This window comes from Microcoleus sp. Pol1C5, assembly GCF_036701115.1.
GTDB lineage: Bacteria > Cyanobacteriota > Cyanobacteriia > Cyanobacteriales > Microcoleaceae > Microcoleus.
Genome location: NZ_JAUBQE010000032.1, coordinates 60785 through 82870, shown reverse-complemented (window position 1 = coordinate 82870; position 22086 = coordinate 60785). Strand labels below are relative to the sequence as shown.

Below are 22086 nucleotides of genomic sequence, written 5' to 3'. Positions count from 1 at the left end.
ATTGTCAGGTTGTTCATTCATAACTCTCGAATTAACGATTTGAAATATCGACTTTTTCGCGAGCAAAAAAGTCGATATTTGGCGAGCGGGCCCAGTTGAGCGGTATCTTTCGCAACCGACAAATACCGTTAGTCAAACCAGCCCCGCCCGACAAATATCTGTACTAAAAACCGTATTGGCGATCGATATTTTTGGTAAAAACCGCTTGTCAATATCGCTACCGGCAACTATCAATCTTTTCCTGCTCTTTTACCCTTTTACCCGTACACTTCCAACTACCAATTTCCCATTGCCGATCAGGAAAATTAAGCTAATGCCGGCACTTTCAAGTACAAGTGGGGATATAACGGGAAGCGATCGCACAGTGCTGCTACTCGACGCAGGCAGTCGGCTACGACGCTTTCATCATCTGGATTTAGCAGGCGATCGGCAATAATATTGCCAATCTCGGTAAATTCTGCTGTTCCCATTCCCCTGGTGGTCATCGCCGGCGAACCGAGTCTCAAACCGCTGGTGACAAATGGCGATGCCGGATCGAAAGGCACGGTATTTTTATTAGCAGTAATATTCACACCGCTGACTAATTGGTCCGCTCGCTTGCCTGTCATGTTTACCGATCGCAAATCAACTAGCATTAAGTGATTGTCCGTGCCGCCGGAAACGAGTTTTAAACCCCGCTGCTGCAACCGTTCCGCTAAAGCGCGCGCGTTTTCAATTACTTGACCGGAATAAGTTTTAAATTCAGGCTTTAATGCTTCGCCGAAAGCTACTGCTTTGCCCGCAATGACGTGTTCTAAGGGCCCACCTTGAGTGCCGGGGAACACTGCTTTGTCAAATTTTTTACCTAATTCCGGGTCATTAGTCATAATCAAGCCACCACGGGGGCCGCGCAGGGTTTTGTGAGTGGTGGTTGTGACTGCGTGACAGTGAGGGAGGGGGTTGGGGTGATGCCCTGTGGCGACTAACCCAGCGATGTGGGCGATGTCAGCGAGCAGGTAGGCTCCGATTTCGTCGGCGATCGCTCTAAACTTCTCAAAGTCGATAATTCGCGAATATGCTGAATAGCCACAAATTAGCAATTTCGGTCGGTTTTCTTTGGCAAGTGCCAAAATTTCGTCATAGTCGAGCTGTTCTGTTTCTTGGCTGACGCCGTAGTGAAAAGCTTTGAACCATTTGCCGGATACGTTGACCGGCGAACCGTGGGTCAAGTGTCCGCCGTGGGACAAATCCATGCCCATAATTCCGTCTCCGGGTTCCAGCAAGCTCAAAAATACTGCAAAGTTGGCTTGAGCGCCGGAGTGGGGCTGGACGTTGGCGTGAGCGGCTCCAAATAGCTGTTTGGCGCGATCGATCGCAATTTGCTCGATGCCGTCAATAAATTCGCAGCCGCCGTAGTACCGTTTCGCTGGCAGTCCTTCGGCGTATTTATTGGTCAGCACTGAGCCTTGAGCTGCCATTACCGCTGCGGAGGTAAAGTTTTCGCTGGCGATGAGTTCTAGGTGATCTCGCTGCCGCTGGAGCTCTTGCCCGATTAAATCGGCAATCAGCGGATCGGTTTTGGAAAGGAATTCTAAGTTAGTGTCCGTCACAATAATCAACCTCTTGACAGTTTTGGGATTGGGAATTGGGGATCTTATACCGTACTACGGATTTCGCACCATTGACATAAATATTACGTTGTGTTCAGGTTAAGCGGTTTGTCCCCAACTCCTGACATACAATGAAATTACTGGTGTGAAACCTGCCGGAGGTATCAAATGTTAGTCATTTTAATGGAAAATCAGATGCTTGCCCCTCAGTGTGTTTGCCAAAGTTGTTTGCTGGCAGATCGCACTGGCCAACCGCGCTGGAGCGGTGGAGAGCTTCGCTGCGGGCATCCAGTTGCTAAACCTACGGAAAATTTGCCCGATCGGTACGAGTGTCAAATGGGCTTCGTCATTGCCAATATTAAATAAGAAAGCCTGCCGTCGGTAGTTGAGGCTGCTCCCTGCTGAGTGAAAAGCAAGTTCCGGCAGAGTCGAAACACAAACCCTGCTGCTGCGTTATCCTGAGTTTAATGGAATTCATAGTTAATCGATCGACTCAGGAGAGTTCATTATGACTTGGCGCGGATCTACAACTGTTCCAGACCGGATTTTTGCTTCTTTGCCTTATTTGCTCCCGTTGGTTGACGGGCTTGCCTTTGGCAGGTTTCTGTTTACACAGTTTCCTGTCCTGCAACTGTTGTTGATACCGCTAGCTCCATTGATGCAAATTTATAGTTTGCCCTTTGCTAGCTTGATTATCTTCTTTGCCCTGTATTTAGGAGTAGTTAGAAACGAAAACATCAGTCACTTCATTCGTTTTAATGCGATGCAGGCGATTCTTTTAGACATTGTTTTGATGCTGTGCGGTCTGGTTTTACCGATTTTTTCTAACGGCGTCCAAGTCGCATTTATTGCCGAAACTCTGTATAACATGGTGTTTTTGGGCGCTTTTGCTGCATTTGTCTATGCAGTCGTGCAGTCGCTTTTGGGACGCTATGCAGAGATTCCTCCGCTTTCGGATGCTGTTTATATGCAGGTACGTTAGTCAATTGGCAGTTGGCTATTGACAGTTGACAGTTTGCAGTTGTTAGTTGTTAGTTGTTGGTGATAATTACCAATTACCCATTACTAATAACTACTGTATTTTCAAGACTGCCGATGCCTTCAATTTCGATGCGGACTCGATCGCCTATTTGTAGCGGCCCTACTCCTTGCGGAGTTCCAGTCAGTATCACATCGCCGGGAATTAGGGTCATTACTTGACTGATGTAGGAGACGAGAAAGTCTGGCGAAAAGACCATGCGATCGATCTGGGATGACTGTACCGGTCGCTCGCTCTCATTGAGAAAAGTCTGCAATTGTGCAGCAGGACTCAGTTCGCGGACAATCCAAGGCCCCAAGGGACAAAATGTATCGAAACCTTTGGCCCTAGCCCACTGGTTGTCCCGCTTTTGCAAATCTCTGGCTGTTACGTCGTTGGCGATAGTATAGCCCCAAATTTTGCTGTGTGCTTGTTCGGGAGTGCAGTTGGTACAATGTTCGCCAATTACCAGCGCTAATTCTCCCTCGTAGTCTACCCTTTCCGACTGCTGCGGATAGCGAATCGCTGCACCTGCAGGGATGACTGCACTCGGAGGCTTGAAAAACAACAGGGGTTCTTCCGGTACTGGGGTTCCCATCTCGGCGGCGTGATCGACATAATTTTTGCCTACGGCTACAATTTTTGAGGGAGAGCACGGGGCGAGAATTTGGTAAGTATCAGGTGAAAGTTCCAAATCGGTTGGTTGTCCTTTTAACCAGGGCGGTGCATCAAATACTTGAACGCTGTGGCTGAGTTGCAGTAAACCGTAATGGATGTGTCCTTGTGTTGTTTTAACTCGAACGTAGCGCTGGGCCATAGTATTTTAGATTTTAGGTTTTAGATTCTAGATTCAAAAAGACTTGTGCAAGTCCTAAATAGAATATATATAAACATGGATCTAGGGATAATTTCTGAAAATTTATTGCTCGATCGACCTTTTTGATTTTTGCTGTACGATTGTCAAATCGCTCTCTGTGCAAATTCCGTGTAGCGGTTTGTCCCAGGAGTCAACGGGTAGTTGGGCCAGCAAGGCAAATTCAAAGATTGTGGCGATCGTAACTTTTGATTCCCACTCAGCTAAACTGAGCATTCTGTCGTAATAGCCGCCGCCGTAGCCCAACCGATAGCCGCAAACATCGCAGCCTACAGCGGGTACGAGGATTAAATCTACTTCTAAGTAATCTATTCTAGGAGCATCCGGCAGTGGTTCGAGTATGCGATAAGCTCCAGTATGTAAAGCATCTCCGGGCTGCCAGATGTGCCAGGATAGCTCTTTGCCGACACAGCGGGGAAATCCCCATTTGCGGGGAGTTACAAATAGGGGACTTAAATCTGGTTCTTGGCGACAACTGAAGTAGGCGAGGATTGTTTTTGCTTCGGTGAATAGGGGCGATTTTTGCAGGTGATTGCAGATGCTCGCGCTCTTTTGTCTCCATTCTTGTGCTGATAGGGATTTGCGGGTGTTGAGGAGCGATTTTCTTAATTCTGTTTTAGTTAATGAAGGTTCAGCAGTATTCATGTTTTCGATCGAATCTCTCGTTTTAGTTCCAGTCCGACAGAGGTTGAAAACCCGTGTCTCACAGGGAAAGTCCTCTAAAAGAGGACTACAACAATTAATTACATTTTCATCACATTCTTTAGTCGATTTTAACCGAATTTAGCTTTGAGGCAGGGGTTGAAACCCCTGCCGGAATGTCGGACTGTCGAAAAGTATCAGCCAACGGGATTTGAGAGCACATATTGTCTTACCACAGGACAAACGCTGAATAGCATTTCATTCTCCTGTTCTTCTATTTCAACTAACGATCGCCTTCCCAAAGATTGCAGCCCGTTGAATAACTCGGAGGTCGATAAATCGGCATTTTTTAGCAATTGCTCTATTGAAACTGAATTTGCTTCGCGGCTGAGGAGGGAGGCAGATGAGGTTTTTCTCTAATTATCACAAAAGATTTATCTGCGTATCTTAAGTTTGCTGCCAATTCTTCGCCTAAGAATAGCCTATCATATTTTAAAAATTCTGCCACCCTACCTCGGAATATTTCTTGAATGGGCGTTGCTTAATCAGGGTCTGAAAAAATAAGTTGAAAATCCCCAAGCTTTGTCAGTACTGGTTTCTATGACTGGCATATTTAGCCTTTCATACCGTAAATCAGCAACGCATCTTATTCCTACGGACTACTGACTAATGACTTCTTTTACTGTACTTGAGAGCCGTGAGTGCGGGGGTCAGAGCTACTTGTTTTCACAGGCCCTGTGGGGGGAGTAAAATTAGAAACTTGACCCCCTGCTTGGACGTGTGGCAGAGGTTTTCCTGCAATTAAAGCTTCTAAGTTAGCTTCCATAATACTGCGCGGCATTTCGCCCATTGTTTCCGCAACGGGGCTGCCTTTATCGTTCAAATAGACAAAGTGCGGAATGCCATCTACTCGATACTTTGTGATTTCTGGCAGCCATTTGTCATTGTCTACATTCAGCATCACAAAATTCATCGGTTCAGCGTATTTCTGTTTTATTTCGCTCAGATCTTTAGCCATTGCCTGACAGCTACCGCACCAATTAGCATAAAATTCCATGAGGGTCGGTTTGCCATTTACTAAAGCTGTTTCTAATGGCGTTGAAGCTTTTGCCATGTCGGTGAGGCTGCTTGACGGCGTTTGGGTTTGCAGCCCTAAAAAGATGGATATTGAAAGGGCGATCGCTGTTAAAACGATCAATAAGTTTCTGAGGCGCGTGGCGACTTTTATTTCGGGATTTTTGGCGGCGGGGGCAACAGTTGACTTGGGGGAATTCTGGGTCATAAAATAAATGGCGCTTTGATTTCTATGTTTTTATTTTAAATATTAGATTCAGATTATACCACATTTTGAGATAATCAGACCCATCTCATAAAAATTTCTGCTAAAGGCAGTAATTAGACTAAGTGCGCTAAAACATAAGATAACAAAGATTGTTTGTAAATTATCGAGGACTTACAGGGTGAAAAAACGGGTAACACTGACGTTTCCCCAACGATCGATCCAAATGCCTGTCACCTATCGACTGGCAAAGGATTTTAATGTTGCCGCCAACATTATCCGTGCTCAGGTGGCTCCGAATCAAGTGGGCAAACTGGTGCTAGAGTTATCAGGGGACATCGACCAACTAGAAGCGGCGATCGACTGGATGCGATCGCAAAACATCGGCGTTTCCCTAGCTAGCCGGGAAATACTCATAGACGAAGATATCTGCGTTCACTGCGGTTTGTGTACCGGGGTTTGCCCGACTGAAGCCTTGACCCTTGACCCCGAAAGCTTTAAACTAAGTTTTGCTCGATCGCGGTGTATCGTTTGTGAGCAGTGCATCCCTACTTGTCCGGTGCAAGCTATTTCTACTAACCTTTAGGCCCTGTACAAACTCATCAGGATTATCATGTTTTTTGCGTCGTGGTTCCCCTAATTGTGCCATAGGATGAAAAAAAACTCTTGGGTTTCCCTAACACTACTTTTTGTTACTTATTTCACTTTTGGCTGGAAATTGTCTGAGTTTGATGTGCCCCCGCACCTAACTTGGTTTTTAGCCATAGCTTCAATTTTAGTGTTAGCTGTTGCCTTGTCGTTCCCGCTGAAAGGGATAAAAGGCTTAATAGTGCGGTGGTTTTCCAGTGATATTGGGGCTTTTATTTCTATTATTGTAGGAGCTTTTGTGGCAGTGGTAGTTTTTGCGTGGATGCACCTTTTTGCTACTTGCTTAGTCTTGATTTCAGCCGGAGCTTTGGCAAGACTCGATATTCAAATATCTGGTTGGAAAAATTGGCGGGCTTTTGCGGTATTAGCTAGCATTTGTTTAACTGGTGTAGCGTTGGGCGGAGCGGTGGAGTTTTGGTTAAAAACAGGCAGGCTCGTATTCTCTTAATGAGGGGCGAGAAATTCACCAAACCAAATTCTCTAACTCGCAACGGATATTTAGCAGAGAACTATCAGATAGCCCATCAATAAATACAGCTTACTTTTTTGAATTTTCCACTCGAATTAATTACCCGTTCCGCGCCGCAATCATAGCAGTTTTCAAGCCTAGTGAGGTATAGGTTGTCAATGAGCGATTCTCCGTTTAGCCTTACTAATTCCTAATTACTAATTACTAATTACCAATTACCGACGAACCCGGAGTCGAAATCAAAACCCCTAGGGCTGTATTGAATTGTAGCGACTGTTGCTCAAAATGTTATTGCTAAGATCCCGCAAGTCCCGCAGCCAAAAACTCGATCGCAATAAAAAAGCAGCTTTCGGGAGCTGCTAGTCAGAATGCATGAGGTATTGTTCTTAGAATAGGACAGGTTGAATTCGATCGGTGCTGGGTTACATTTTTTGATACGGGAGAGTTGATGAGTGAATGGACGATCGTAAAATCGTCACATAGGAGGATAGCATTTATGCTAAATTTCCCGACAATCAAGTTAGCGTTTAACTGTCCTTGCGCCCTACAGCCCTTCAGCGGTGGGGCCCTTTTATTTTTAGGGAGAACTCAATAGCCGACTTTAACGCATCAGATGAGTCTGCCATTAGTTGTTGTATAAAATCTCCCCATCGCCATATCCTCATACTTATAAAAGTTACGCTTCACATCCACTCAAACCCGGTGGATTTCAGAATATTGGATGGTTAAACGGACACACTGAGACAAAAATCAGTATTTTTACCGAAGTCATACCATTTTAGATTTTAGGTTTTAGATTTTAGATTTTGGGAATGAATGATGAATCTGGTGCTTGGGAGCTTGTGTAGAGTTGCATTATTTTTGGGAACTAATACCAAAAGTCCTTAGAAACCCGGTTTCTGAAAGTATCAATTGAGATCGGGCCCGGTTTCGGATTTGATAACTTTTTGGATTTCCTCGATCGCCCTAGTCGCCACTGCTTCAGGCCTTTCCCCCACACCAGCACAGACTCGGACATCTGCTTGAGTGTAGAAACGCTCTCGCTCTTTCAAAAGGCTTTGCAGCTTAGATTTGATCTCGCCCTCCCGCAGTAGGGGTCGAGCGGTGTCCGAACGCAGTCGATCGTACAGTTGATCTACAGGCACATCCAGCCAAACTACTACACCGTAGTGCAAGTAACCCCAATTCATCGATCGGGCCACAATGCCACCGCCCGTAGCCACAACCGAATTTTGATAAGCAGACAATTCGCCGAGCACTTTACTTTCTAGTTCCCGAAAAGCCTCTTCCCCTTCTCGCTCGAAAATCTCAGCAATTGACTGATTAGCAACTCGAACAATTAGTTCATCAGTATCAAAAAAACGGTATTTTAATTTTCTTGCCAAAATCCGCCCTACCGTTGTTTTTCCCGCACCCATCATCCCGACGAGATAAATATTTACTCCCCTCAACCCCTCCACGGCCAAATCCTCCGATATTTTTCTATTTTTTCAGGTTAATCGAGCCGCCACTGGGGCTATCCTCGTCATCAAACTCATCACCCTCATCCAATCCCCAATCATCCTCTGCTTCTGCAAGAGGATTTATTTGTGCTTCATCAGCGGGTTTAGGAATCTCCCCTCCCGGAGGAACCAGCACTCGATACTCCGCATCGTATACAGACTCAGTTTGCCCCACCCCAGACTGGCTCGGATCTCGATAGCCGTAAGAATATACTGAGCCAGCCCAAGATTTGCTTTTCGGTTCCTGCTGAGCTTCGTAAGCCCTCGGATTTGCCGCTGGAACATCATTTACCTGCGGTCGATCGGGAAAATCGCGATCGTCCCCCCAATCGTCATCACCCCCTTGAGAGCCGGATTTTGAGCCATCTGAGACCCAATCGTCCTCATCGTCTGCGGCTGCATAAGTCCCCGGTTGAGCGTAGTTCTTCGCCCCATCCGGGTTCGGAGTTTCTTGCAGGAAAGTCCGGGAACTGTAACCGGCCGGGGTACCGTACTCAGTTCGGTAGGAACCAGCAGCCTGAGTTTGGCTATTTTCCCTATTCAGATCCGGGTCAATTTCCTGTTTTCTAGGAGGGGGAGGTGGCGTGTAAGGTGTTCTCCCGTCTTCGGGGAAAGTATCGGGACGGCTGCGACTGGATCGGCCGGTGCGGGTTCGCGTTGAAGATAGGTAATTTGAAAAAGCCAGCAAACCAGAAATCAATAAAGATGTGAGAGCTCCCACCGCCATGCTCACCAAAATCCAGATAGATAAGGGGACAGCAGGCAATCGAATTCCCAAAAATACCAGAGATAATGCTGGCTCCACATTTTGCAGGGCAAAAATAGTCAGCCCCACCACAATTACTAGCAAAAATACAGGTCGCATATCAAATTTTAATTGGTAATTTGTAAATGACTAATAACTAATGACTAATGACTAATGACTAATTATTACTCTTCTTCCTTCCAGCGTTTGAGAGGAACGCAATCAATCCCCAACTGGTCTAAAGCGCGAGCCACCACAAAGTCTACCAAATCTTCAATAGTTTGCGGATTGTGATACCAAGCAGGAATCGCTGGTACAATTCTAGCTCCAGCTTCCGCCAAGGTCGTCAAATTCCGCAGGTGAATCAAGCTAAAAGGCGTTTCGCGAGGCACGAGTACCAATTTTCTCCCTTCCTTGAGCTGAACGTCGGCCGCTCTTTCGAGCAAATCCGAACTCAAGCCAGCCGCCAACTTGCCCAGCGTACTCATGCTACAGGGAATAACGATCATCCCTTGAGTTCGAAAGGAGCCACTAGCAATATTAGCACCGACATCTTGCCAGGGATGGCACCGAAGTTTACCCATTGTGGCTACTCCTGCTTGTTCCCGCCAGAATTCCTCTTGAAGCGTCGGCTCTGCGGGCATTCGGGTGTTCTGTTCGCTTTGCCAAACCATGTAAGTAGACTTGGAAGCGACCAGTTCAATAGCGCGATCGGCCTCCAACATAAACTTCAGAGTTCGCACCGCATAAATCAGTCCCGATGCACCGGTAACTCCTACAATTAGGGGGTAGTTATTCGTCATTAGTTATTTTTTAGTTGACGGTTGACTGTTAGTAATTAGTTGTTATATCAACTCTGTTACCATCGGAATTATTCATAAATCTCTTATCTTCATCTGCGTAAATTAGTTTTCATCCCTTGTCATCTGCGGTAAATAAATTCTCTTTTTTTAACCGCCGATATAGGCAGATTAACACAGATTAACGCAGATAAATTATATAAATTCCGGTTGCACCGTCCGTGATTATTAACTGTTTACTGTATTTTACAATTCCGATGCTATCGGATTTGATATTAGTCATTAATTATTTTTTGATGATTGCTGAGTATAGTTTGCTGCCAACCTCTAAATACTTAGTTGTTAGACAATGACAACTAAGTATTGAGGAAAATCAACTGTCAACTGTCAACAGTCAACTGATTATTCATCATCATCAAAAGCTTGACTGCCCCCGCCAACTGCAACTAAATCAATTTGCTGGCGGTAGTAGTCAACGCTCTTGACTTGAACTTCTACCCGATCGCCCAAACGGTACTGGTTGCGGTTTTTGCGACCCACCAGAGTTTGCTGGCGCGATCGATATTCGTACCAGTCATCCTTCAGCGAAGAAACGTGTACCAGTCCTTCAACTCGCAGGATGTCGCTCTCCGGCGGCCGCACCTCAATTTCCACAAAGAAACCGTAAGACTGCACGCCTGTAATCAAACCCTGGAAAGTTTGGCCGGTGCGTTCTTTCATCAATCCGGTTTTCTTCAATCCCTGCAAATCGCTTTCGGCATCCTCAGCAACCCTTTCGCGTTCCGTCAGGTGTACCACGGCCGATGCAAACTCTGTCTCAAATTCGTGGTGCAAATCTGGGGGGAGAACATTCCAAGTAATTTGACCGTGACAGGAGGAATGGTGCAAGTCAACTTTTTCCTTAGCCCGTGTGGTGCGACTGCTGCGGCCTTGCTCGAACACCGCTTGCAACACCCGCAGTATCAACAAATCGGCGTAGCGGGAAAGCGGCGAAGTGCAGCGCGTGTAACCCTCTGACAGCGCCAAACCGAAGTGCGGCTTGGGAGTGGTGCTGTAAACAGCGGGCTTCATGGTGTCTTCTAGGAGGTAGGTGAGAACTCTTTCAGACTTAAGGCCGGCAAACTGCTGGGTAAATCGCTGAAAGTCCAAGGGCAAAACTTCTTCTTCGCTTTCGAGATACAGTTCGCCTCCGAGGTTGTTGGAGAGTTTGATGAACTCTTGAATGTCTGCCGGGTCTGGCATCGGCTGGACGCGGTAGATTGCTGGGACTCCCAAGGCCAGCAGGTGAGTGGCGACAGCTTGGTTGGCGAGTACCACCAACTCGGAGACAGCCGACTGGGCGGGGGGAGCGAATGCAAAAGCTCCTAATTCGCCTTCGTCGTCGAAGTGAGAGTTAGCATCGGGCAAATTTAGTTCAAAAGCTCCCCGCTTGAGCCTTGCCTTTCTGGCAGCCTGTGAGGCAGCCGACATTTGATCTAGGAAAGGACGGAGGGCGGATGATAAAGGGTGATCTTCGGCATCGCCTGGTTCGAGAATTGCTTGAGCTTGCTGGTAGGTGAGGTGGTAGTCAATTTGAATGACGCTGGCTTGAATTTCGTATTCTAAGAGTTCTCCAGATTCGTCTAGGGTGAGCAGTATGCTGAAGGTCAGCCGTTCGGTATCTGGCAGCAGAGAGCAGCGCTCGTTGAGGGTTTCTGGCAGTACGGCGATGATTTTTTCTCCCAGATGGGCCGCTGTGCCTCGCTTGCGGGCTTCGCGGTCGATCGGGGTTTCTGGCTGCACGTACTCGGCGGCGTCGCTGATGTGGATTCCTATTTGCCAGCGGCCGGGCTTCAGGGTTTCGATCGACAAAGCGCGTTCCACTGGCGGATCGGAGAGGAACGATGTCGGATCGAACTCGTTTCCGGCTCCTCCCTCTGAGAGATTTTCCTCCTCAACTTTAGGGGCATCGTTTTCGCTGTTGGTTGTTCCCGGTACGTTTTTGCTGAAGCTAACAGTCAGAATGTTACGCAAATCTAGGCGTTTTTTGATGTCGGTTTTTTTGACTTTGCTGGGCAAATTTTCTGCTGCTTTGATGACGGCGGCAGGGAACGATCGCGGCAAGTCGTGTTTGCAGCATACGATGTCGAGGTCGTCAGCGGCTTCGGCGTCGGAACCGAGTACCTGTACTACTTTGCCGACTGGGCGGTGGGTGCCGAGAGGGTAGCGTTTGACTTCGACGTGTACTAGGTGGTCGATCGCCTCTTGGAGATTTGTGCCATTTGCGAGCAAGTCTAGTTCAAACAACAGGCGATCGTCCAGGGGGATTGCTCTGTAGCTGACGCGGCCGGTGGGGGTGGCGGTTTGCTTGACTCGCGCGAGTACCGAGGGGTTGGCGCGTTCGAGGATGAGCATGACTTCGCCTTCGGGCGATCGGCGGCGGCTACCTTCTTTGATGATTTTGACTAATACTCGATCGCCATTCCAAGCTGTCGAAAGGTGACTTTCCCGCACGTAAACGTCTTCTGAGCCTTCGGCGTCTTGAATTGCAAAGCAAAATCCTTTGCTAGAACAGCGCAGTTTTGCTTCTACTACGTCGTCTTCAGCTACTCGGCGATAGCGGCCTTTGTCTTTGACTAATATGCCAATTTTCTCTAGAGCTTCTAATGCGATTTGAAGTTTGAGTTGACTGGTGGCGTCGTTGCAGTCGAGTTTTTTCTCCAATGCTTTGGGAGCCACTAATTTGTCTTCTGTAAAATTTGCCAGCAGTGCAGCGATAGAAAATTCCATGTAGCGATCGATCCTCTTGTTTCCAGCAATTAGTCTAATTTTGGCGAAATCAGCCGCACCCCCTCGGGCCCTCGTAGTGCCTGCTTCCCAACAAATGCGCGGGTTGATAGGTGGAGACGCGAGCACAGCCACCTTGTTTCATCGCGAGGTTTTTTTGAGATTCTCTCCCGACACCGGCTTGGTGCTAATTGTCTGCTGTCTGTCTTGAACTGACTGCTGACGGTGCAGACAAATGTCCCGCACGCTATTCCCCAATACAATTTTTTAGCGTTGGTTTGTTTGCTTTTAGGTCAGCAGCGCCGAGCACTTCGCGAATTAGAAAGCCCCTGTCGGTTCTTAAAAGATGGCTCGATACTGAAAGCAACGGCTTGAGTCGAGGATGAGCCGATGGAGGGATGGAGAGGGATAAAATTTGCATTTCTTCCTTCTGCCTTGTTCCTTCTGCTTTGTTCCTTCTTCCTTTTGAAGTGCCTCTTGCTTCTTGCTTTAGCAAAGAATTTACCGGATCTTTAAGGCAAAATTGCTAGTAGCTCGCTGCTGCGAAGCCCTTGTTTTTTTGCACGCGATCTGTCCTTGCGGACGGAGGTGCAACGAGCGGGTCGGGAGCAATCTGTGCTGTAGAAAGTGCAAGGTACACAAAACCGGAGACTTTTACTACTTTCGCTTAGTTGCTGTGCCATCTCCTATAGGTAGAAATGACGCCCGGTGCTTGTTAGCTTAAACTGCCGGAGGTGGGATGGGGTTTAGTGGCGTGAAAGGTTGCGCGGATGACTCACCTTTAATTTATTGTATGTTGAATAGGTGCTTTCAGAAAATAGTTTTCTCTGGGCTGTACTACACTTAAGTCATAAGCCCCTTCTGGTTTCGGGGTCAAAAAATTATGTTTGCTGAATTTCGCGCCCTTTATCCCGCTGGACAGTTAATCTGTGAGTTGCTGACTGTTCATCACGGTAAGTTTGTTGTTCGCTGTCTGGTTCAGGTTGACGGCAAAACTCTTGTTACGGCTATGTCGGCTGCTGAGTCTGTTGAGGATGCTGAAGACCGCGCCCGGTTGCGAGCGATCGCTATCCTTGGATTTGCTCAGCCCGCAAGTGCGATCGCAAGTGTTGATCCGGCTCCGGTTGCTCCGATTGCTTCTGTTGCTGCTGTTCCCCCTCCCCCTCCTCCTGCTGTTCCGGTTCCTGTTGGACCGACAAGTGTTCCTCTTCCGGTTCTAGAAATGCCTGTTGCTGACAAATTGCCTCAAACACATCAAAGCAATTTTGTCAAGACTGAAGCGAAATTAAATGAAGAGCCGATCGCACCTGTACCGGAACCGCTGCCTCCAAAGGTCGATCTGCCGGAGGCTACTGGATTTGTACCGAAGCAGTTAGACTCGGATGCTTGGCTTTCTTCTAGCTACGGCGAACCACTTCAGGAACTTGATGTGCCGACTGCTAGCCAAAGTGAACTGCTACAGGGTGCCGCCGAGGTCAGGGAATTGCAACCGATCGCAGTGGGAATTCCCAGCGATGCGATCGAGGATAATTCGGATACGATCGCCGAAATAGACGCCATCCTCAAACGCCTGCAATGGAAGAAAAAACAGGAAAGCGATTGTCTCGAACAAAATTACGGCAAGTCGTCCCAGAGAGAGCTTTCTAGCGAACAGTTAGTAGATTTTCTAGAATATCTGGAAATCTACAGCAGAACCACTGAGGAAATCAAGCGGTTGGGCTGGACTCCCAACCAAGGAAAAGATTATCTCAAACAAGGTTATGGCAAAGAAGCGCGCCATTTCTTAAATCAAGTAGAATTGCTCGACTTCCTGCAATATCTCGAATCTTTGCCCTAGTAATTATGTATGGTTTCTAGGTGTGATGTTTTTTATAAAAAGCTACATATAGCAGTTTTCAATTGTATGAAATACAGTAAGGACTTAACTAGGACGCCGTATCATGGGCCCCAGCATCTGTAATTCACTCCACTGAAAACTGCTATATGACTGTTAAAAATTAAAAATCAAAAATGAAGAATATTTCCTCATTTTTGATTTTTAATTTTTTATTTAGACCACAGCGGCGATCGGGCGGCTGGCGGAAGGACGGCGATCGATGACTTGATCGACTAATCCGTAGTCCTTTGCTTCTTCAGCGGACATGAAGAAATCCCGTTCGGTATCTTCTTCAATGCGGGAAAGCGGCTGACCGGTATGGTTGGCAAGATGTTCGTTCAGGCGGCGCTTGTGGTACAAAATTTCTTTTGCCTGAATTTCAATATCGGTTGCTTGTCCTTGAGCTCCGCCTAGAGGTTGGTGGATCATAATCCGGGAGTGGGGCAAACTCATCCGCTTGCCTTTAGCGCCGGCACTCAACAGAAAAGCGCCCATGCTGGCGGCCAAACCGAGACAAATAGTGCAAATGTCGGGGCGGATGTGGTTCATGGTGTCAAAAATGCCCATACCTGCTGTTACCGAACCCCCTGGGGAGTTGATATAGAGGTAAATATCTTTCTCGGGGTCTTCGGCGTCTAAAAATAGCAATTGGGCAACGATCAGGTTGGCTAAGTCTGAGTCAACCTGTTGGCCCAAGAAGACGATGCGATCGCGCAGGAGTCGCGAGTAAATGTCAAAGGCGCGTTCGCCGCGACCGGATTGTTCTATAACGGTTGGGATCATTGACCGGGCCTGCCTATTACGTATCTTTTTTTAATTTTAGCGATTTGGGTTCATTTATAGTTAGGGAGGGGTGGCGCGCGATCGCTAAATCGGCAAAATCCTTTAGCTGGGAGGGATTGGGGCGGTCATTTGTCGAAGTTGTGGCGGGTGTGCGATCGGATTTCCGATCCAAGGGCGATCGATGTTGAGGAAGCGAACATCAATAAACGTTGTTATGTGGCGATCGTATCGTTGCGAGAACTGAAATCGCTCGATCGCGGCTGACACTAGCAAAATGGTTTAGAAACTCATTCAGCAAATCACAAGCTTCGATACAATCAAGCAGAATTTTCATCGGGACGCGAGTACCGATAAAGACAAGACTCCCCCCCTAAAATGTCGGGGTCGCTATGAACGATAGTAGCTGCGTATTGCAAAGAAAAGGTTGTGACATCAAGACAATCTTCCTCAGTCCAGGTATCACTTGGCTCGACTACAGCGAGATTTGGCTGCGATAACTCGTTGAGGATAAGAGTTGCCAAGCGGAGCCACTCTGTTAGTGACAAAGTGCGGACAACTTGGATATAGATTTCTTGAGCAGTGGTCGGCATAATACATCATCCTGGCTTGAAATTTAACCTAAACTGGTGTCTCGATCGGAATATCGGTCGCCCTTTTCTCATATCATTAGAAGTGCGATCGGCAATCCTTCCCTTGATGCCCTCCGCCGTTCGGGATTTGCCCTGACCCATTGAATCCATTGCTGAGGGATAACATTTAAATTAATTAAACTAATGAATAAAGATTTTTGGCTTGAACAGATAAAGAAAAGAGAAGTTTTTGAAAAAGCTTATGTGTATGCTATTTCCTACCAAATCAAAGAAGATTCCTACTGCAATTTTATTGAGATAGCTTACTACCGACAAAATAATAAGGAAAAATTATTTAAAGAAATTGAATTGTCTCTTGAAAATCCCAACTTGTATGAACCAGAAACTGCGTTTTCCTTCTATCTACCCAAATCAGATATGTTCTTCAGAAGGATGATATACACTCCATTCAAAGACTTAGTAATCAAATTTATTTTTGTATCTGTATTAGCTGAATTATTGGATTTTACCTTTGTTCGCAATTGCTTTTCACATCGTCTTGATAGAAATATAAAAAACAAAAAATCCAAGAAATATTTATATAAACCTCGCTATACAGGAGGATTTAAAGAATTTATAGATTGGCAATTTGCCCAAGTCGAAAATAGCACTTGTCTGCTGAAAACCGACATATCATCTTTTTATGACTCTATATCTCATGAGTATCTCCTGTCAGCAATTTCCCAGAAACTAAACATAACTAATCAAAGTCCTTTTATGATTCTATTTAGTAGGACATTGAAATTCAAAACTTGTTACTATTCAATCGTGGACGGAAAATTATGTGAAACATATAATAGCCAAGGTATACCGATCGGAAATTCAGCCGAAGGCTTTATAGCTAATATATTTCTTAATGAAGTTGATGAAGCACTATTCAACTTGGGTATAAATTTCGGCAGATATGTAGATGATTTTAGAGTTTTTACAAATAATAAAAGTGATTCATTAAAAGCATTAATAATCCTACAAGAATTTCTTCTAAAAATAGGACTTAATTTAAATACTTCCAAAACTAAAATTATAGAAGCTCAAGAAAATATTATTAAATTCATTAAATATTCAAATAAAAGTGGAGTTTATGGAATGCCACCTGAAGAAGAGGGTTATGATGAAAATAAGCAAGAAAAAAAGCTAGATAAAACCCACATTATCAAAGAAATTGATCCTAAAAAAGCAAGGGATCAATATGATCAACTATATTTTTCAAAATATCCCAAAAAAGTTCTAAAAATACACAATATTGATGATGAAGATAAAGCACAACAATTCTGTAGTTTTTTGAATGAAATTAAATTAGACGCAAAACTCGAAATTCAAACATTTAGTAAGCATATGGAATGGCTTTATATATTGTCTAAAAAGTACCCAAAACATTGTAAATCTTACTCTTGGTTGTTTGTAAAGTTCATATTCCACGATTATAGTAATGATATTCAAATCATCAGTATTCAATATCTTTTTAAAGTATTTGATGATGAACTTGTTAATGTATTTATCAAAACTAGAATTATTCATCATCTGGTTAAACCACGAAAAGGAGCAGTAACTTATATAGAAAGAATAGGGATAAATACTAAACTTAGAAATAGAATTATTGAACATATAACTAAGTTAATGAAAATCAATTGTATCGCATTGCAGTTGAATTGTATATATGCTTACTATTTGATGTTCAGAGACCGCGATCATCGACATTTGCAAGACTTTGTATCTCATAACTTAAAGCGTCCCATACCAAAACCGATCCAACAGGCTGTTTATCAGATAGGAACTTTATATGAAAATCATTCTCCAGGGTTACCTTCTTTTGAAGAGATTTTGGAAGAGAGTGAAATAGAATATGAATCTGAAGGCTTGAATTCTCAGTAAAATTCCAATCTTAAAAGTCAATATCTCGATCGGGAGGTTCATAAACAACAAGAAAGCTTTTTGCTCTTGTTGCTCCAACATACCTATCTGCAATATCCCAATTGCTTAATACCACTTTCTTTGGTTTTTCAAAAATTAACATGATAACATCACTTTCTAAGCCCTTATACATCCCTATATTAGACCAGTGAATAGTATTTTTATCTTTATTCAATGAATAGGGTTTAAGATCAAAACGATCGATATGCGAATATTGTGAAAGTATGGACTTAGATGATGGATACATATCAGTTAATATGACAATCTGATTGGGGATAACATTATGATTATTCACTAGATGGGCAATATCTTTTTCTAATAAAATAAATATTTCGTCTGTATCTTCATATATCTGATACACTACATCTCTTCCTGCCATTAAGGAACTCTTTATTGGATGAGAACAGGAGACAAATGGCTCTGCATATTTAAATATCTTGTGAGTATTTCGACAGTTTTTATCTAAAACAGTCGGGTATACTTGAAGAGCAAATTTATTTGCATTTTTTGAAAGTTTTTGATTACTATCTTGGAAAATGTAGAATATCCCATCATCTGGTGGAATCAACTGTTTCAAATCGTTAATTTCCTCGGACTCAAAATCTTGTCCTTCATCAAGGATGATTGCTGTAAACTCAAATGTCAACTTAGATGGTTTGAGCTGTATTTCTTCAAAAGTAGAAACTACACAGTACCCCATGTTAATTTCATCTTGTAAAGAAGCATTGAGATACAGGGAAAGGTTATTAGATTTACAAATGACGAGTGTTTTAACCTTATGTTGGCATAACCTTCTTGCTTTTTCTATTGCCAACTGAGTCTTCCCTGAACCTGCACAACCCAGAACAATGCACTCAGAATGTTGGAGCAGATTATTCAAAATCTCGAATTGCTGTTGTGTTAATTGAAGAATTTCTTGGTGAGTTTCACTAATATCATTAGCAATATATTTTTTGAACTCTGTACTTGGAGATATGAGGTTAATGATTAAATCTGTCCGCTGCTGTCCAAGTTTTGTAAAATGTCCCTCCGCTTTATAGTAATCAAAAACCGAAGATATCCACCCACTAATATTTCCTAACTGAGGACGTAAAAGTAATATCTCTTGAGGTGCTTCAGAGGGTAGATTGTTTACCACCCCATCAATATCAGGAAAAGCCACACATTGTCCTATACAAAAATCTTTATTTTTAAATTCGTTGTGTTTACAGAGAAAATCCAAAAACTTAAACTTAATTTCTTTGGCTTGTTTAAAAGGAGATATTTTCATCTTGTCTTGGTTCTGATACCAAGCCATATTCAGATGATCATAGGTGATCTGCCCTCCTTTGGCTTCTAGTATAAGAATTCCTCGATCGGGATGAATAATGATGAAGTCAGCTTCCCTATCTTGAACGATATATTTGATGTGCTGCCACCATGCTCCATGAAAAACAACGTAGTCATCACTCAGATTTTTTTCAAAAATTTGAAATAGAGTCTTTTCTGCGTAGCTCTTAGTTGTGGATGATAATTTTTTAGGAATCATTGTTGCCATAACTATTCACCTCTTCTCTTTTTAGATGACTACTACTTTGTTGGTAAGTTTTTATATAGTAACTGGAGGATAATTTTTATGGTTTATAGTACCGCAAAAGGCTTTTGTATGTCAAGCCCCATTAGCTACTACTTGCCATAGGAAGTCTCCTTTTCAAGCATCTAGTAACTCGCACACTCCGATTCAACTAGATCTGGCGCTACCCAGAAAAGAGTTATATCCACTAGATACCAAACCACTCAAATTTTTATCGCCCAACCACGGCGGTACATTCCATACAAAATTAACCACCAAAATAATACCGCACTCACGGCAAACGCTAAAGAACCATTCAGCGGCCCTGCCCACGGCACAAACCAGTTTTCATAAATCCAAGTGTAGGTAGTAGGAGCATTTGCACCACTACCAATATGAGTTTTTAACAGAATTCTGGCAACTATACCGGAGGCGACAAACAGGAAAATTGCATTCAATCCCATGATTTCAAAAGACCTCCCCCATGTCCAATCCCGCACTTCTATTGTTTCGTAGCAAGCTGCTAGTAATAGCAACGCCCAACCAGCAGTAAAAACTACATAAGAACTTGTCCAGAGTTGTTTGTTGATCGGAAATAGAAATCCCCACAAGTGACCGATTACCACGCAACTGAGACCGCAGATTGCTAAGTTGATACTGGTGCGGGTTTTGATTTGCTGTACTCGCAGCCATTCTCCGGTAAAGTAGCCTGTGAGGACTGTGACAACTGCGGGTAAGGTACTCAACAATCCTTCGGGGTCGAAGGGGCCGCCTTTGTACAGGTGTTGGCTACCGAGAATTAGCCGATCGACATATCCCCCTAAATTTCCTTCTGGCGTGAGTTCGCCGGCAGTGTACCCCCCTACAGGCACTACGGTTAATGCAGCCCAATAGCCCAAAAGTACGGCAACAGCGAGCAGTTTTTGATTGCGGGGGGAAAGGTTGAGAATGGCGATCGCACTGATGAAATAAGCTAAGCCGATGCGCTGCAATACTCCCATGATGCGGATTTTACCGAAGTTTTCCACTGGGGCGCTGTTGAGAAGTACGTCAAGGGCGATCGAAGATGTATTTAGCAGCAACCCTAATATAAATAAAATCGCTGCGCGGCGCGCAATTCGCCAGTAAATATTTGAAGAAGGAAGAAGGAAGAAGGAAGAAGAAAGAGGGTTTTTAGCAGATTCTGATTTTTCCTTTGTTTGTGTAATTTTTGAGGTGTCTCTTCCGGTTTTTGAATAATTTTGAATATATTTAGACAGCGAGAAAGACATCGCGCAGCCAACGATGAACAAGAAAAACGGAAATACTAAATCTGTCGGGGTGCAGCCGTGCCATTCTGCGTGTTCTAGCGGCGGATACACCTGTTTCCAACTACCGGGGTTGTTGACGAGAATCATGGAGGCGATCGCAATTCCGCGAAAAACATCAAGGGATTTGAAGCGCATAAATTAAGTTATTTGTTCACTGTTCACTGTTCACTATCTTAGCGGATGCCCATTTCCTAATTCTTTTCGGCCTAATGCCCAATTCCCAATTCCCAATTCCCCATTCCCCATTCCCCATTACCTATATCTCTATTCCTTCCAGAGTCATAATGACTGCATTTTTCATCAACATATCGCAGCGTTCGGCATAAAAAGATGCTGCCTTATCATACTTGTTGATTTGTAAAACGCGCAGAAACATTTGCCTTGCTTGCGCGAATTGCTGCTGGTAGTGAAAAAAAATTCCCTGTTCAAAATAAGTTTGGGTTTGTGCTTTTAGTTCGATCATTGTCGGCGAGTCGCCATCGTAAATTTCAAATACAGCCACAGGTGTTTGTTTTCCTTTTACTTGAACGCGATCTAGAAACCGGCACTTGTAATGTTGAGGATCGTCTATCCGGCAAAGGGTTTGGACGCTAGCTACAATAGCCACCCCATAAAGCTTTGTCAATCCTTCCACGCGGGAAGCTAAATTAACGGCATCAGAAATCACCGTACTTTCCATTCGTTCCGCTTCGCCAATCGTACCTAACATTAAAGTCCCCGTATGCAAACCAATCCCTATCGAAATAGGTTGATAGCCACTGTTTTGCCTGTGTCTGTTATAAATTTTCACTTGCTGCTGCATCTCAATTGCTGCTTGCACAGCATCTTCAGCCCTGTTAGGAAACAAAGCCATAATCCCGTCACCAATATATTTATCTATAAAACCGTTGTACTCGCGGATAACAGGACCAACTCGGCTTAAGTAAGAGTTGAGAAATTCAAAATTTTCTCGGGGAGACATACTTTCTGACAGACTTGTAAATGAGCGAATGTCGGCAAACATAATCGTCATTTCAGCTTGTACTGAGTCTCCTAGTCTGGCATCAACGATGCTTTCTCTTTTGAGAAACTTCAAAAATTCACGCGGTACAAAACGGGCTGAAGCAGCAGCTATTTTTTCGAGTTCGCTTTTGCTGGACTCGATTTGATTGAGTGATCTAAATGCTCTCAGTGCGGTGACGACTGTGGTAAATAATTTTTTATTAGTAAGTTCGGTTTTGGTTTTGTAATCATTGATATCGTAGCTGACAATTACTACATCTTCTGGTACTTGTCCGGGCTGGCCAGTGCGTAAAATAATTCGCACAATTTGATTATTTAAAATATCGCGGATGTATTTAACTACTTCCAAGCCGGCTTCTTCTGTTTCCATAACTACATCGAGTAAAATCAATGCTATGTCGTAGTTATTTTGGATTATTTCTTTCGCTTCTTTCCCTGAGTAAGCGCTGATAAATGTTATAGTTTTACCTTCAAATTTAAAATCGTTTAATGCTAGTTTAGTAATATTATGAATTTCTATTTCATCATCTACAATTAATATTTTCCAACTTTCTTCTAGCGGTTTTTGTTCCGCCTCGTCTTCCTCGGCAAATATTAATTCATCATCCCCCGCCGCGATTAATTCGTCATCGCCCGCAGCCAACAGATTTTTACTAGCTTCTGACATATATCGTTCTCCTATATAAAACTT

Annotated in this window: 20 protein-coding genes; 7 read left to right on the top strand and 13 right to left on the bottom strand. The window is 44.2% G+C overall.

The features are described from left to right. Positions 1–305: 305 nt before the first annotated feature. Positions 306–1589: a serine hydroxymethyltransferase gene (gene glyA / locus QUA23_RS18605; protein WP_333077582.1), complete on the bottom strand. Its 1284-nt coding sequence runs from the start codon at positions 1587–1589 to the stop codon at positions 306–308. 168 nt (positions 1590–1757) lie between these two features. Between glyA and QUA23_RS18600 the strand changes: the two genes are divergently transcribed. Further along, positions 1758–1955, top strand: coding sequence for a hypothetical protein (locus QUA23_RS18600; protein WP_006631916.1), 198 nt, complete (start codon positions 1758–1760; stop codon positions 1953–1955). Between the two features lie 142 nt (positions 1956–2097). Next, positions 2098–2571, top strand: coding sequence for a Tic20 family protein (locus tag QUA23_RS18595; RefSeq protein WP_333077581.1), 474 nt, complete (start codon positions 2098–2100; stop codon positions 2569–2571). A gap of 73 nt (positions 2572–2644) precedes the next feature. Here QUA23_RS18595 and QUA23_RS18590 read toward each other — a convergent pair whose 3' ends face one another. From QUA23_RS18590 to QUA23_RS18580, 3 genes are all read right to left on the bottom strand, one after another. Beyond that, entirely contained in the window at positions 2645–3424 is a 780-nt protein-coding gene (locus tag QUA23_RS18590) for a fumarylacetoacetate hydrolase family protein (RefSeq protein WP_333077579.1), read from the bottom strand. A 102-nt stretch (positions 3425–3526) separates the two neighbouring features. Continuing rightward, the gene (locus QUA23_RS18585; RefSeq protein ID WP_333077578.1) at positions 3527–4126 is read right to left on the bottom strand and encodes a 5-formyltetrahydrofolate cyclo-ligase; all 600 of its coding nucleotides are present in this window, start codon (positions 4124–4126) and stop codon (positions 3527–3529) included. A gap of 676 nt (positions 4127–4802) precedes the next feature. Continuing rightward, positions 4803–5405: a thioredoxin family protein gene (locus QUA23_RS18580; RefSeq protein WP_333077577.1), complete on the bottom strand. Its 603-nt coding sequence runs from the start codon at positions 5403–5405 to the stop codon at positions 4803–4805. Positions 5406–5583: 178 nt separating this feature from the next. Between QUA23_RS18580 and QUA23_RS18575 the strand changes: the two genes are divergently transcribed. Both QUA23_RS18575 and QUA23_RS18570 read left to right on the top strand, forming a co-directional pair. Then, positions 5584–5988, top strand: coding sequence for an NIL domain-containing protein (locus QUA23_RS18575; protein WP_006635751.1), 405 nt, complete (start codon positions 5584–5586; stop codon positions 5986–5988). Positions 5989–6054: 66 nt separating this feature from the next. After that, a complete protein-coding gene (locus QUA23_RS18570; protein ID WP_333077575.1) occupies positions 6055–6498 on the top strand; it encodes a hypothetical protein in 444 nt (147 codons plus the stop codon). A 929-nt stretch (positions 6499–7427) separates the two neighbouring features. Here QUA23_RS18570 and QUA23_RS18565 read toward each other — a convergent pair. The 4 genes from QUA23_RS18565 to QUA23_RS18550 all read right to left on the bottom strand — a co-directional run bounded on the left by QUA23_RS18565 (position 7428) and on the right by QUA23_RS18550 (position 12335). Further along, the gene (locus tag QUA23_RS18565) at positions 7428–7979 is read right to left on the bottom strand and encodes a shikimate kinase (protein WP_333077573.1); all 552 of its coding nucleotides are present in this window, start codon (positions 7977–7979) and stop codon (positions 7428–7430) included. A gap of 22 nt (positions 7980–8001) precedes the next feature. Next, positions 8002–8886 (bottom strand): LapA family protein, encoded by an 885-nt coding sequence (locus tag QUA23_RS18560; protein WP_333077572.1) that lies wholly within the window; start codon positions 8884–8886, stop codon positions 8002–8004. 65 nt (positions 8887–8951) lie between these two features. Beyond that, a complete protein-coding gene (locus QUA23_RS18555) occupies positions 8952–9569 on the bottom strand; it encodes a flavin prenyltransferase UbiX (RefSeq protein ID WP_333035085.1) in 618 nt (205 codons plus the stop codon). A gap of 399 nt (positions 9570–9968) precedes the next feature. Then, complete coding sequence (locus tag QUA23_RS18550) at positions 9969–12335, bottom strand: ribonuclease R family protein (protein ID WP_333077570.1); 2367 nt, start codon at positions 12333–12335, stop codon at positions 9969–9971. Positions 12336–13215: 880 nt separating this feature from the next. Between QUA23_RS18550 and QUA23_RS18545 the strand changes: the two genes are divergently transcribed. Then, entirely contained in the window at positions 13216–14169 is a 954-nt protein-coding gene (locus QUA23_RS18545; protein WP_333077568.1) for a hypothetical protein, read from the top strand. Between the two features lie 213 nt (positions 14170–14382). Here QUA23_RS18545 and clpP read toward each other — a convergent pair whose 3' ends face one another. Next, on the bottom strand, positions 14383–15015 hold the full coding sequence (gene clpP, locus QUA23_RS18540; RefSeq protein WP_333077590.1) for an ATP-dependent Clp endopeptidase proteolytic subunit ClpP: 633 nt from the start codon (positions 15013–15015) through the stop codon (positions 14383–14385). A gap of 105 nt (positions 15016–15120) precedes the next feature. On the opposite strand from clpP, the gene QUA23_RS18535 reads away from it, so the two are divergent. After that, a complete protein-coding gene (locus QUA23_RS18535) occupies positions 15121–15255 on the top strand; it encodes a hypothetical protein (protein WP_333077566.1) in 135 nt (44 codons plus the stop codon). Positions 15256–15308: 53 nt separating this feature from the next. Here the strand turns inward: QUA23_RS18535 and QUA23_RS18530 are convergent, their stop codons facing one another. After that, positions 15309–15581 (bottom strand): hypothetical protein, encoded by a 273-nt coding sequence (locus tag QUA23_RS18530; protein WP_333077565.1) that lies wholly within the window; start codon positions 15579–15581, stop codon positions 15309–15311. A gap of 183 nt (positions 15582–15764) precedes the next feature. Between QUA23_RS18530 and QUA23_RS18525 the strand changes: the two genes are divergently transcribed. Beyond that, positions 15765–17492, top strand: coding sequence for an RNA-directed DNA polymerase (locus tag QUA23_RS18525; RefSeq protein WP_333077564.1), 1728 nt, complete (start codon positions 15765–15767; stop codon positions 17490–17492). 10 nt (positions 17493–17502) lie between these two features. On the opposite strand, the gene QUA23_RS18520 is transcribed toward QUA23_RS18525, so the two are convergent. From QUA23_RS18520 to QUA23_RS18510, 3 genes are all read right to left on the bottom strand, one after another. Continuing rightward, positions 17503–19068 (bottom strand): NERD domain-containing protein, encoded by a 1566-nt coding sequence (locus tag QUA23_RS18520; protein WP_333077563.1) that lies wholly within the window; start codon positions 19066–19068, stop codon positions 17503–17505. A gap of 239 nt (positions 19069–19307) precedes the next feature. Continuing rightward, on the bottom strand, positions 19308–20528 hold the full coding sequence (locus QUA23_RS18515) for a heparan-alpha-glucosaminide N-acetyltransferase domain-containing protein (RefSeq protein WP_333077562.1): 1221 nt from the start codon (positions 20526–20528) through the stop codon (positions 19308–19310). Positions 20529–20649: 121 nt separating this feature from the next. Continuing rightward, the gene (locus QUA23_RS18510) at positions 20650–22062 is read right to left on the bottom strand and encodes an adenylate/guanylate cyclase domain-containing protein (RefSeq protein ID WP_333035076.1); all 1413 of its coding nucleotides are present in this window, start codon (positions 22060–22062) and stop codon (positions 20650–20652) included. Between the last annotated feature and the right edge of the window lie 24 nt (positions 22063–22086).